Genomic DNA, 13,050 nt, shown 5'->3' with positions numbered 1-13,050 from the left:
GTGTGCGCCCGGTTCTCGCGCAACTGCTTCGAGGTCGATGTCCCCAATGCGGCATCGGAGACATCCACCGGAGGTGCGCTTCTGCTCGCCGAAAGCGCCCTGGAACGTGTCGCGAAAGCCACTTTCGAGACCTTGAGCGTCGCGAAAGTGGCTTTCGCGACACGCCGCCTCGCGTGTCCCCAAAGCCGCTAACGACCGGCGCGCCACCCTCGCCGCCGCCCCCGCGGCACCACCACGGCCGCCGCCCCCAGCAGGCACACCGCCACCATAACCCCAGCCACCACAGCGAAAGCCGACTGCCGGACAGGCGCGACGTCGGGCGGCGGCACCAACGTCACCGGCTCGCGGCGCACCGCCCCGCCGACGTCGGCCGTCGCGACCGAGGTCAGGGCCGCTAGCGGGTCGAGCACGGTGACACCGGCCTGCGGCGAGGCGGTGTCCCGCAGCCGCCGGGCGAGGTCGGCGCCCGTCACCTCGCCCCGGTACGCCCGGATCAGCGCCGCCGCGGCGGCCACGTGCGCGGCGGCGAACGCGGGGCCCGCGCCGACGACCTGGCCACCGCCGGGTCCCCTGCCCACCACCAGGTTTCCCGGTGCGGCGAGGGCTCCCTGAACCGGCGTGGCCTTTCCGTCCGGGCCGATGGCGGTCACCGCGAGCACCCCGGGGAACGCCGCCGGGTAGTACGGGCCGGGTGGGACGTCATGTGCCGTGGTGAGGTCCCGTCCCGCCGCGGCCACGATCAGCGCACCCGCGGCGATCGCCCGGTCGACGGCCTGCCGCAACACCGGATCCGCCTCCGTGACGGCCGTCGCGACGCAGATGATCCGTACCCCCGCGCCGACGGCCGCGTCGAGCGCGCCGGCGATGCCCGACGCGGTCGCGGCCCCGAATTTGTCGGTACCCCGCACGGACAGCACCCGCGCGCCCGGCGCGAGCCCGGAGACCCCGGCGTCGGACGACGGGGGCGCGGCGATCAGGCTCGCGACGACGGTGCCGTGCCCGACACAGTCCGTACCGGCCTCACCGATGGCGTCCGCGGGCAGTATCGACGTGTCGACACCGGTGTCCACCACCGCCACGGTCACGCCCGTACCGGTCGAGAGCGACCAGAGCCGTTCCGCGCCGAGGTACGGAAGCTGCCACGGCGCGGAAGGGATCTTCTTGCCCGACGGGGCGGTGCACGGCTGCCCGGCACGCAGGGTCTGCGGGATCTGCGGGAGTTCCCTGTCCTGCGCGGCCGCGAGGCCACCGTTCGCCAGAAGGGCGAGCGTCGCGCACGCCACGGTCAGCTGTCGCCTCATCGTCCCAGTCCAGCACGCGGGGCGGGCGCCGAACACGAAGAAGGACCGGCAGTTTCCCCGCCAGGTGAACCGTGCCGGGCCTCCACCGCGTTGTCCACGGTGGAGCCCGCAGAACGACGAGGGGAGCGCTCGTGTCACGGCACGTGCTCACGGTGGACCGCGATCAGGGGTATCGCACCATTTCGGCCGCGCTGCAGGACGCGCGCAACGGCACGGTGATCTCCGTGCTTCCCGGCCGCTACGACGAAGCGCTGGTGGTGACGAAGGTGGTCACCATCGCGGCCAGTGACGTGCGCGGCAGTGTGGAGATCGTGGCGCGCAACGGCAGCGTGCTGCAACTCGCCGCCGAAGCGGTGAAACTCACCGGTCTGGTGCTGCGTGGTCAGCACGAGGAACTGCCCGCCGTCGACGTCGCGCGTGGCCAGGCCGCGGTGGAGGACTGCGAGATCATCGGCGCCGCCTGGACCGCCGTGCTGGCCCGCAATTCGGGCTCGCTGGCGATGCGCGGCTGCCGGGTGACCAACCCCGCCGGCGCGGGGATCGTGGTCACCTCACCCGCTCCCAGCACGATCGAGGACTGCGTCGTCGAACACGTCCAGACGTCCGCCGTGGTGATCGCCGAACGCGGCAACCCGACGGTCCGCGACTGCACCCTGAGGCACGCCAAGGGCAACGGCGTCTGCGCGAACGGACAGGCACAGGGCACCATCCAGCACTGCGACATCTCCGCCACCGAGCGGCCGGGGATCGCCCTCGAAGAGGACAGTGCGACGAAGGTGCTCGACACCACCGTCCGGGACAGCACGAGCGGTGTCTTCGTCAGCACCCATTCCTCACCGGTGCTCGAAGAATGCCGCGTCACCAACACCACCGGCGACGGGATCACCGTCGCCGACGGCGCCGACCCCCTGCTGCGCCGCTGCCGCACGGCCAAGACCGGCGGTGTCGGGGTCCGGGTCACCGGACGATCCCGCGGCACCTTCGAGGACTGCGAGGTCGCCGACGCGACCGGCGCGGGCATCCATGTCGACGAAGCGAGCGGCCCCTCGTTCCATCGCACGGCCGTCCGCGGCGGCTCGTCGGCGGGCCTGCTGCTCACCGACGGCGCGACGGCCGAGTTCGACCGGCTGGAGGTCCATGACGTCGCGGGCGACGGCGTGCTGGTGGAGGCGGCGGCCAACCCGCTTCTTCGCCGGGCGACGCTGAACGGCTGCCGCGGCAACGGCATCGAGGTCACGGGGAACGGCCGCGGCAGGCTGGAGGACTGCGAGGTCCGCGACGCCAAGAAGGCCGGTCTGAGCGTCTCCGAGGGCGGAAGTCCTTACATCAGCACACTCCGGGTGTTCCAGCCGGGACAGTCCGGTGTCCTGATCGGACCGGGCGGCGTCGGCTCGCTCCGGGACTGCGAGATCGTCGAAGCGGGCGAAGACGGAGTAGTGGTGCACGACGGCGGCGAACTGACGCTGTCCCGGTCCACGGTCCGGCGCTCCCGTGGCCACGGTGTGCGGGTGGACGCCGGCGCGCGGGCGAAGCTGACGGCCGACGACGTCAGCGGCAACCGCCGCGACGGCGTGCGGATCGAGTCGTCCGACGCGGTGAGCTTGGTGGACTGCACCGCGTCCGACAACACCGGGGGCGGCCTGCGGGTCACCGTGCCCAGCGCCCGGCTGTCGGTGGAGAACCTGACCAGCAACGGCAACGGCGGCCCGGACACCGACGGCGGCACGGCGAGCACGGTGGAGGTCGCGGACACCGGCGCGACGGACGCGGCACCGCGGCAGGCGGAAGACGAGGACGCGCCGCTCGCGAAACTGGAGGCCCTTGTCGGCCTCAGTGGCGTCAAACATCAGGTGAAGACGCTGGTGAACCTCAACAAGATGGCTCGCCGACGCGAGCAGGCCGGCCTCGTCGCGCCGCCGACCAGCAGGCATCTCATCTTCGCCGGACCGCCCGGTACCGGGAAGACGACCGTCGCCCGGCTCTACGGCAGCATCCTCGCCGAACTCGGCGTGCTGCGCGACGGCCACCTGGTCGAGGTCGCCAGGGCCGACCTGGTCGCCCAGATCGTCGGCGGGACGGCGATCAAGACCACCGAGACCTTCACCAAAGCGCTGGGCGGTGTGCTGTTCATCGACGAGGCGTACACCCTGACGGCGCAGAGCAAGGGCAGCGGGCCGGACTTCGGCAGGGAAGCCGTCGACACCCTGGTCAAGCTGATGGAGGACCACCGTGACGACCTCGTGGTGGTCGCCGCGGGCTACTCGCCGGAGATGACCGCGTTCCTGCAGTCCAACCCCGGCCTCGCGTCCCGGTTCACCCGGACCATCGAGTTCGAGAACTACGCCACCGACGAACTGGTGACGATCGTCGAGCGCATGTGCACCGCACACCAGTACCAGGTACCCGAGGACACCAGGAACGCCCTGTCCGTCCACTTCGGACGGATGGAACGCGGTGACGACTTCGGCAACGGGCGGGCCGCGCGCAAGGTGTTCGAGGAGATGGTGGACCTGCAGGCGTTCCGTCTCGCGAGCGAAGAGGACGCGGACGACCAGAGCCTGTCGCTCCTGCTCCCCGCCGACGTGCCCGGTGGTGTGGCGGCCGGCGCGGGGGCCGGTGACGACGGCGCGCTGACGGCGTTGCGGACGCGGCTGGACTCGATGATCGGCCTGGCCGGGGTGAAGGACGCGATCAACGATCTGGTGAACCTGATCGCGACCGCCCGGCAGCGGCGTCAGGCCGGTCTGCCGGTCCCCGCGATCAGCAATCACCTGGTGTTCGCCGGGGCACCCGGTACCGGCAAGACCACCGTGGCGAGGCTCTACGGCGAACTGCTCGCCGCGCTGGGCGTGCTGCGCAAAGGTCATCTGGTCGAGGTCGCGCGGGCCGACCTCGTCGGTCGCTACGTCGGGCACACCGCGCACCTGACCAGGGAGGCGTTCGAAAGCGCGCGTGGTGGCGTGCTGTTCATCGACGAGGCGTACGCCCTCACACCGGAAGGCGCCACGGGCGGTGACTTCGGGCAGGAAGCCGTGGACACCCTGGTCAAACTGATGGAAGACCATCGGGACGACACGGTGGTCATCGTCGCCGGTTACTCCGCGGAGATGCGGAAGTTCCTCTCCTCCAACACCGGTCTCGCCTCCCGGTTCTCCCGGCACATCGAGTTCGAGAACTACAGCACCGACGACCTGGTGACCATCGTGCACCGGATGGCGACGACCAACGGTTACGAGTGCGCCCCGGAGACGGTCATCGCGCTGCGGCGGCATTTCGCGGACGTGGAACGCGGCGAAGCGTTCGGCAACGCCCGTTACGCCCGTCAAGTGATGGAGATCATGATGACCCGTCAGGCCGGGCGGCTCAGCACCACGGGTGCCCCCACCGTCGCCGACCTGCGGCTGTTGTCCCCCGCCGACCTCCCCTGACCCCTCTTTCGGCGACGCCGCGCCATGGCAGGATGGCCGCCATCGGCACGGCGTCGCTGAAAGGGGCTCTACTGCGTGGCTACGACCGCGTTCGGTGACTTCCTGCGCTTCTACCGGCTGCGCATCCCCATGACCCAGGAAAAGCTCGCGGAGCGGACCGGGATCAGCGTGCGCAGCATCAGCGACATGGAACGCGGACGCGTCCGAAGTCCTCAGCGGCGTACCGCGGAACTGCTTATCGAAGGACTCGGCCTGGCGGGCAAGGAAGCCGGTGACTTCGGCGATCTGGCCCGATCCGGACGCCGGTCGCCCGCGCCGTCGGAGACCCCGGCACCGGAGAGCGAACCCGAAGCGCCGAGGTCCTTTGTCGCCGCCCTCCCGCCCGACCTCACCGAACTGACCGGACGGGAAGCCGAACAGCGGATCCTCGACGACGTCGCGCGGGACGCCGGATCCTCGGCACGCCTGCAGGTCGCGGTGATCCACGGCCTGCCGGGCGCGGGCAAGACCGCGCTCGCCGTGGACGCCGGGCATCGGCTCGCCCGGCATTTCGGCGACGGCTGCCTGTTCCTCGACCTGCGCGGCATGGATCTCCAGCCGCTCAGCCCGGAACGCGCCGTGCACCGGCTCCTGCGCGGATTCGGCGTGGACGAACGCGGGCTCCCCAACGATCCCGAAGACCGGCTGGCCCTCTATCGCTCCCTGGTGCGCGACCGCGAGGTGCTGCTCATCCTCGACAACGCCGCCAACGAGGCCCAGGTGCGGCCGCTGCTGACCACCAGTCCCGGCTCCATGGTGCTGGTGACGAGCCGGAACACCCTCGCCGGACTGGACGCGCGGCACCGGATCTCGCTCGGTTCACTGTCGGGAGACGAGTCTGCGGAACTGCTCGGCGTGATCGCCGGGAAGCGACGGCTGACCGGCGAACCGGACGCGGCGCGGCGGGTGGCGAAGCTCTGCGGCGGCGTGCCGCTCGCGTTGCTCATCGCGGGAAACCGGCTGGCCAGCCGTCCTCAGTGGACGATCGCGCATCTCGCCGACCAGCTGGAGAACGAACGGCGGCGGCTGTCCGTGCTCACCGCAGGCGACCTCCAGGTCCGCGCCGCCTTCGAACTTTCCTACCGCCACTTGACTCCCGACGTCGCGAAGGTGTTCCGTCTGCTGGCGCTGGTGCCCGGTTCGGACACCTCCGTCGAACTCGCCGCGGTGGCCTCCGGGCAACCGGCGGACGAGGTCGAAGCGGCGCTGGAGAAACTGGCCGAAGCCAGCCTTCTCGGTTTCAGCGGCACACCCGGCCGCTACACCAGCCACGACCTGCTGCGCGTCTACGCCATGGAGCGGCTCGAAACCGCCGAACGGGCCGAGGACGTGCACGCCGCCGGTGAGCGCGTCCGGAAGTGGCTGCTGACGGTGGCGACGAAGGCCGCGCAGTTCTTCGACCACGACCGGCCGGAGGTGACGGCCGCCGTCGACGGGCCCGATCCCGTGCACGACCGGGATTCCGCGGCCCGGTGGCTGGCGCGGGAGCAGACGCACTGGCGCGGCGCCCTGCGCGCGGCCGTGGGTCGGGGTGAACACCGCCGCGTCCTCGATCTGGCCGAGGCGATGCACTGGTACTCGGATCTGCGCGGTACCGGCGATCTGTGGCTCGAGGTGTTCCGGGGAGGCGCGGCGGCGGCGCGGGCCTTGGGTGACGTCAAATCCGCGGCCGAGCAGCTGAACTACGTGTCATGGGCGCTCTACGCGCTTTGCGGGGAACCGCGTGAAGCACTGGCCGCGCACAAGCTCGCGGTGGTGGCGGCGGGTGACGCGGGAGACGTCGTGACGGAGGCGTGGTCGCTGTACTACGGGTCGGCCATCACCCGGCGCCTCGGTTCGCCCCGTGAGGCCGCGCGAATCAGCAGGCGGGCGGTGGAGCTGTTCGAACATGCCGGTTATCCGAACGGTCACCATCTCGCGTTGTCCTTGCTGGGCGGCATGTTGCACACCCTCGGCGAGTTCGACGAAGCCGTGGCCGTGCAACGGCGGAGCGTGGCCTACTACCGGGGTTCGGCCACCGCGCCGGGCAACGACGAACTGCTGTCCATGGTCCTGACCAGACTCGCCGACAGCCTGGCGGCGAGCGGGGACGTCGCCACCGCGCTGGAACTGCTCGCGGAGGCCGAGTCGTTGTTCCGCGAGCACGACGCGATGTTCGGGGTGGCGCGGACGCAGCACCTGCGCGGGCGGGTGCTGTCCAGGGCCGGACGGCTGAGGGAAGCCGAAGAACAACTGCGGTCCGCCCTCGCCGAAGAACGCCAGTCCGAAACGAAGATCGAGATCATGGTCGAGCTGGCCGAGATCGCCGACGCCGTCGGCGAACCGGAGGAAGCCCGGCGGCACCGGGTGCGTGCCCTCGCCGAATGCGCCCGGTACGAGACCCCTCTCGCCAGGAGCATGGCCCGGAAACTGGCTGGCACGCTCGGCGTCGCCGTCCGGGAATCGGCCTGAGACCGGGCGGGTCACCAGCCCGCGGCCGTGACCCCGTTGCAGGCCAGCACCTCCGTCATCGCGATCCGCGCGTGGTGCACCCGCGATTTGACCGTGCCGACCGGCACCCCGATACTCACGGCCGCGCGTTGCCGGGTGCGGTCGTGCCGGTAGATCTGTTCGAGGGCTTCCCGCTGCGTCGGCGTCAGCTGGGCCAGTCCTTCTTCGAGGACGCACCGTTCCACGACCTCGTCGGCGAAGTCGGTACCGCCCGGCAGCAGATCGAAGTCGTCGTCGCCGAACACGACCGGGCGGGCGTTGTCGCGGCGGGACCAGTCGACGATGAGGTTGCGGGCCACCGTGAAAAGCCAGCCTCGGACCGAACTTCCCTTCCCGGCGAGGGTCTCGCTGTTCCGCCAGGCACGGAACAGGCATTCCTGCACGACGTCCTCGGCCCGGTGCGGGTCGGTGGGCAGCAGGCGGCGGGTGAACCGCAGCAGGTGCTCGCGGTGCTCCGCGTGCAAGGACGCGAGGAAGGCGTTGCCGTCGGACGGCGACGGTGCCCGGCCCGCCAGTGCGGTCACCCCGGTGACACGGTTGCTCGCCACGCTGACCTCCCGGTGATCGACGGCTTCGATGGGCTCAATTCCACCTTCGGACCCCCTCGGCGACCATGAGGAAGAACCGGCAGAAGTGACGACCGGGGCGTTCTTCCGGTCCGGCACGACGACTGCCTGTTCGCACAGAGATCACTGTCCCCTCGAACCACGCCCGCCGGGAATACCGTGGTATTCCGGTCACTTTCCCTTCGATGCCAACGGCTTTCGCTTGACCGCCGTTCCACGTGGACACCAAGATCGAAGCCAGGGAGCACGGTCCGCAGTGCGCCGTCCCGCAGGGAACGAGGGACCGTAGGTGCTGCGGACGGCCGATCCCGGTCCCAGGCCGTCGCGCCTCCGGAGAGTCGCGGAGTTCCTTTCCGGGCTGCGGTGAGCGCGTCCAAGGCGTGACACATGTGCCTGGACACGCGAGATCGCCGCCTGATCACGCGAGATCGCCGCCTGATCACGCGAGATCGCCGCCTGATCATCTGTAATTCAGCTAACGACGCAACGATCTCGTGTTCAGCACGCTGGAGGCGGCAGATACGGTCGTCGGCATGAATCTGCGAGCCGCGATGGTGCGGCGGAAACCGGTCGCCGACCTGATCACCGAGAGTGATCATGGCACGCTGAAGCGAACCCTCACCCTCGGGCAGCTGACCACGCTCAGCATCGGCGCGACGCTGGGCAGCGGGATCTTCGTCGTACTCGGCGAAGCGGTGCCCGTCGCAGGTCCCGCGGTCGTGCTGTCGTTCGCGCTCGCCGGTATCACCGCGCTGTTCTCCGCGCTCTCTTACGCCGAACTCGCCGGCATGATCCCGTTGTCGGGTTCGTCCTATTCGTACACTTACGCCACTCTCGGCGAGCTGGTCGCGTGGGTCTGCGGCTGGTGCCTGGTGCTCGAGTACGGCGTCTCCGTGGCGTCGGTGGCCGTCGGCTGGGGGCAGTACGTCAACGAGCTGCTGCGGCTGACCCTCGGGGTCGCCATCCCGGACGCGCTGAGCCGGCCACCGGGCTCGGGCGGGATCGTCAATGTCCCGGCCATCGTCGTCGTGCTGCTCGCCATGGTCCTGTTGCTGTCCGGCGCGAAGGAGAGCGCGCGGGTCAACACCATCATGGTCGTGGTCAAGATCGGCACGCTGGTACTGTTCTGCGCGATCGCGTTCTCCGCCGTGCGGGCGGCGAACTTCACCCCGTTCCTGCCGCTCGGCCTGGCGGGGCTCAGTGCCGGTGGCGCCAAACTGTTCTTCTCCTACATCGGCTTCGACGCGGCGTCGACGGCGGGCGAGGAGGCGAAAAACCCTCAGCGCGACCTGCCGAGGGCGATCCTGCTCTCGCTCGCCATCGTCACCGTGTTGTACTGCCTTGTCGCCGTGGCCGCGGTCGGCGCGCTGCCGTGGCAGCAGTTCGACGGCCAGGAAGCCGCGCTCTCGCACGTGCTCGGCGCCGTGTCCGACAACCCGCTGTGGGCCGCGCTGCTCGCCGTCGGCGCGATCGTCGCGATCTCCAGCGTCGTACTGACCGTCCTCTACGGACAGACCCGCATCCTGTTCTCGATGTCCCGCGACGGCCTGGTGCCGGCCGCGTTGTCCAAAGTGGACCCCAAGACCGGCTCGCCGCGGATCAACACCTTGGTTGTCTCCGGTTTCGTCGCGACACTGGCCGCGTTCATCCCGCTCGGGAAGCTGGCCGACGCCACCAGCATCGGCACGCTCTTCGCCTTCGGGTTGGTGAACGTCGCCGTCCTACTGTTGCGGCGACGGGAACCGGAGGCGCCGCGCTCGTTCCGCGTGCCGTTCTCCCCCGTCACGCCGATCCTCGGGGTGCTGTGCTGCGGTTACATGATGCTCAGCCTCGACGGCGCCACCTGGGTCGTCTTCGGCGGCTGGATGGCGCTCGGACTGCTGATCTACTTCGGGTACGGCATGCGCAGGTCCCGATTGGCGCGAAGCTGAGGATCACCGGCTCGCCCGTTCGCCGCCATAATTCCTAGCCTGTACAGCCGCAGTCGGAGCGAGATCATTGAAGTAACGGTGCGGAGTAGGGGACACTGCCGACCTGACCCACGGAAAATCCCTACCGTGAACCGAGGTCCTTATGCGTCGAAAATATCCCATTTCCGTGCTGACCGTATGCCTCGCTCTGTCCCTCACCTCGATTCCGGCGACCGCCGCGGCTCAAGACGTCGGTACGACCGGCGTACGTGCCCCCTTCTGCTACGAAGAGCCCGTGCAGCCGAAGGCCGATGTCAGTGACATCAAAGCCGGTTTCCAGTCTTCGAAGTGGTTGCAGACGATCCAGGCCGTGTACAAGCGGCGGTGGCCCAGCGGCGAGGGCCTGGCGATCGCTCAAGCGAAGGACAAGTATTTCAGCCAGTTCGTCACCAAGACCAGCTTCAACGGGCTCGCCGAATCCCTGATGGTGGCGATCCACGAAGAGACCCATATGTGGGATCTGGATCCCTCGAGAACCTCTTGGGACGTGTACATGTCCGCGTGGATCAACAATTCCCGCAAGGCGATGAAGGTACCACTCCACGGTGGATTCGCCCGGCGCGAAATACTGCCGCTGATCACGGACAAGCTCACCGACTCGATGGACGGCATCTACCTGCGAGACCAGCAGCAAGGGTCGTATCGCATGCAGGGCGTCATGGCGGAACTCAACGCGGGACTCATGGGACTGCCCGCGGCGACGGTGGTCGCCGAGTACATCCAAGGCGTGGGAGCCAGCAACTCCAGGGACATCGTCGCCACGAATATTCGGTACCTTCTGCTCTACCTGCGCGTCGCCAAAGCCAAATATCCCGCCTACTGGGCCAAGGCCAAGGCTCAGCCCGAACTGCGTGAACTGGTACTCGTCGAGTTTCTCCGTGCGGCGTATTGGCTCGATCAATCCGCGTCTTATGCCGGCAAACTCGGCAGCCCGGACGTGGACAAGATCGTCGCCAAGAACTACGCCCCGGAAAACATCGCGATACTCGAGGAGTTCACCGGGGCCAAGGTGAACACGGGTTCGGCCAAGAACTGCTCGACCTGACGAGAATTCCTCGGATCGCACCCGCCAGGAAGAACGGGCGGGTGCGATCCGATCTCAGTGAGGGCGGAGGTCCGTGACCGGCGAACGCTGTTCGGCGCGGACGCGAGCGGCCACGAGCGAACGGTGGCATGCCTCCGGATCACGCTCGACACAGAGGAGCACGGTCACCGAGTCGCCGGAAATCCCCGCCACCAGCGCGCCGAGATCGAACGGGTCGAGAATCTCCCGGGTGTAGCGCTCGGCGTACTCGGGCGCCAGCGCGACACGGTCGCGCTTGCCCACGCCCTGGCGGTCGTCCTCGCGATACTGGAGCCGGCGTAGCTCGGTCGTCGGCGCGAGTTCCTTCACGTGCCGGTAGCCGATGTCCGCCGCGGCGAGCGCGCTTTGGAGCCGCACCGAGTTCGCCCAGGAGTAGTCAGGGCCCCGGACGCCGCGGCGCTGGCGGAGGTCGAGCAGCAACCCCACGCCCTCGCCGACGAGCCTCTCGACGAAAGCGCCTGCCGTGAAGCCGTAGACGCCGATCGTCGCGAACCGCCGCTCCACTACGGCACGAGCATCGGCTGGTCCAGCACCCAGAGCCACGAACCGTCCGGCTGGCGACGGGCGATCTCGACGGTCAGCTCACCGGTGGTCAGCGTGACCACCGTGAGCGCCAGGTCGCCGGCCACCAGCGCCGGATGCTGCCTGCCCGGCTCGAGCACCGGCGCGGCCGCCACGAACTGCTCGTACACTTTGCGGATCTCCGCGTGTCCTGTCGCGAGCGAGCCCGGCGGGAACGCCAGCACGGCGTCCGGCTCGTACAACGCCACCAGCCCCTCGACATCGCCCGCGTTGCCACGTTCGATGAAGTACTTGCCCAGGTCGTTCGGCTCAGTGGCCACGGTCTTGCTTGTCATGGGAGGAGCCTCTCAGCGAATCACGACATCCTGTGTCGTGTATTCCGCTAGAGTTTTCGGCATGCGCGCCGACCGGTTGGTCTCGCTGGTGTTGCTGCTGCGCCACCGCGGCCGGTTGTCCGCGGCCACGCTGGCCCGCGAGCTGGAGGTGTCCACCCGCACCGTGCTGCGGGACATCGAGGCGCTGTCCGCGGCCGGGGTCCCGGTCTACGCCGAACGCGGCAGGCACGGCGGTTTCGCGTTGCTGCCCGGTTTCCAGACAGAGCTCACCGGGCTGAACCACGACGAGGCACTCGCCCTGCTGGTCGCCGGATCGCGGCGCGGCGCGCAGGTGTTCGGACTCGGCTCGGCGCTCGCTTCCGCCATGCTCAAGGTGGTCGACGCGCTGCCCGAAGGCCATCGCGACACCGCGGCGGGCGCGGCCCAGCGCCTGCTCATCGACCCGGAGACCGACCTCCTCGCGCGCCGAGTGGCCGTCGAGGAGGTGCCCGACGCGATCGTGGCCGAGATCCGGCGCGCGGTGTTCGCCGGCCACAAGCTGCGCATCCACTACGCGGCAACGGGCGGGAAACCGCAATGGCGCACGGTGGACCCGATCGGCCTGGTCACCGTCCGCGAGCAGGGCTACCTGCTGGCCACGAGGTCCGGCGAGGACCGCACCTACCGGCTGTCCCGGGTGTCGGCCGCCGAGGAACTCCCCGAACCCGCCGAACGAGCCGACCTGGTCAACCTGGACCGGGCCTGGCAGGAACGCAGCACGCGGTTTCGGACCGGTGGCGACCAGGTCGCCGTGCGGGTGCGGGTGAACCCGGCGCGACGGGAGGACCTGGTGGGCACCGCGCTGGCCGTCCTCGCCGAAGATGCCGACGCGGACGGCTGGCTACGGCTGGAGCTGACCTTCCAGGACTCGAGACACGCCGAATGGGCACTGTGGCAGCTCGCCACCAACGCGGAAGCCCTTGCCCCGCACTGGTTGCGCACCTCCCTGCGGGACCGCGCCACGGCGGTCGCCACCGGCTACGGAGGCTAGCGAGTCCCGAGCTGGTGTCGTGAGTGTTGGAGGCGGTTGGGGTGGATGAGTACGGACTCGGAACACCTGACTGCAGCCTCAGCAACCGTGTGAAGGCTTCCTTGCAGGTCAGGCGGTTGTCGTCGCTGCCGACGATGTAGGAATTCGGACGTTGAATGTTCCAACTCCTACATCGTCGCGGAGTCACACCGGTTGCGAAGCTTGATCGACAGGGGTTCAGGGACATGCCCAAGAACCCTGGCACACGCCCGAGCGGGGAGGATTTCGGACATTCAACGTCCCAAA

Annotated in this window: 9 protein-coding genes; 5 read left to right on the top strand and 4 right to left on the bottom strand. The window is 69.3% G+C overall.

Going from position 1 to position 13,050, the window contains the following annotated elements; translation table 11 throughout:
* Positions 1-188: 188 nt before the first annotated feature.
* Positions 189-1,301: a S8 family serine peptidase gene (locus ACM6LU_RS33515; protein ID WP_414941836.1), complete on the bottom strand. Its 1,113-nt coding sequence runs from the start codon at positions 1,299-1,301 to the stop codon at positions 189-191.
* Between the two features lie 131 nt (positions 1,302-1,432).
* Between ACM6LU_RS33515 and ACM6LU_RS33510 the strand changes: the two genes are divergently transcribed.
* Together ACM6LU_RS33510 and ACM6LU_RS33505 are read left to right on the top strand one after the other, a co-directional pair.
* The gene (locus ACM6LU_RS33510) at positions 1,433-4,729 is read left to right on the top strand and encodes a right-handed parallel beta-helix repeat-containing protein (protein WP_414941835.1); all 3,297 of its coding nucleotides are present in this window, start codon (positions 1,433-1,435) and stop codon (positions 4,727-4,729) included.
* A gap of 75 nt (positions 4,730-4,804) precedes the next feature.
* Entirely contained in the window at positions 4,805-7,219 is a 2,415-nt protein-coding gene (locus tag ACM6LU_RS33505; protein WP_414941834.1) for an NB-ARC domain-containing protein, read from the top strand.
* Positions 7,220-7,230: 11 nt separating this feature from the next.
* On the opposite strand, the gene ACM6LU_RS33500 is transcribed toward ACM6LU_RS33505, so the two are convergent.
* On the bottom strand, positions 7,231-7,806 hold the full coding sequence (locus ACM6LU_RS33500; protein WP_396565522.1) for a sigma-70 family RNA polymerase sigma factor: 576 nt from the start codon (positions 7,804-7,806) through the stop codon (positions 7,231-7,233).
* Positions 7,807-8,357: 551 nt separating this feature from the next.
* Here ACM6LU_RS33500 and ACM6LU_RS33495 point away from each other — a divergent pair.
* Both ACM6LU_RS33495 and ACM6LU_RS33490 read left to right on the top strand, forming a co-directional pair.
* Positions 8,358-9,755: an amino acid permease gene (locus ACM6LU_RS33495; RefSeq protein WP_414941833.1), complete on the top strand. Its 1,398-nt coding sequence runs from the start codon at positions 8,358-8,360 to the stop codon at positions 9,753-9,755.
* 166 nt (positions 9,756-9,921) lie between these two features.
* The gene (locus ACM6LU_RS33490; RefSeq protein ID WP_414941832.1) at positions 9,922-10,839 is read left to right on the top strand and encodes a hypothetical protein; all 918 of its coding nucleotides are present in this window, start codon (positions 9,922-9,924) and stop codon (positions 10,837-10,839) included.
* Between the two features lie 54 nt (positions 10,840-10,893).
* On the opposite strand, the gene ACM6LU_RS33485 is transcribed toward ACM6LU_RS33490, so the two are convergent.
* Together ACM6LU_RS33485 and ACM6LU_RS33480 are read right to left on the bottom strand one after the other, a co-directional pair.
* Complete coding sequence (locus ACM6LU_RS33485) at positions 10,894-11,382, bottom strand: DUF488 family protein (protein WP_414941831.1); 489 nt, start codon at positions 11,380-11,382, stop codon at positions 10,894-10,896.
* A complete protein-coding gene (locus ACM6LU_RS33480) occupies positions 11,382-11,720 on the bottom strand; it encodes a YybH family protein (protein WP_414941903.1) in 339 nt (112 codons plus the stop codon). The genes ACM6LU_RS33485 and ACM6LU_RS33480 overlap by 1 nt, the downstream gene beginning before the upstream one ends.
* A gap of 76 nt (positions 11,721-11,796) precedes the next feature.
* Here ACM6LU_RS33480 and ACM6LU_RS33475 point away from each other — a divergent pair, with 76 nt between their 5' ends.
* Positions 11,797-12,765, top strand: a complete 969-nt coding sequence (locus ACM6LU_RS33475) for a helix-turn-helix transcriptional regulator (protein ID WP_414941830.1) — start codon at positions 11,797-11,799, stop codon at positions 12,763-12,765.
* Positions 12,766-13,050: the final 285 nt, after the last annotated feature.

Origin of the sequence: Amycolatopsis sp. cmx-11-51 (assembly GCF_047608665.1) — a bacterium.
In the GTDB taxonomy this organism is placed as follows: domain Bacteria; phylum Actinomycetota; class Actinomycetes; order Mycobacteriales; family Pseudonocardiaceae; genus Amycolatopsis.
The sequence above is the reverse complement of the archived record's forward strand: the minus strand, read 5'-3'. Positions and strand labels throughout refer to the sequence as shown.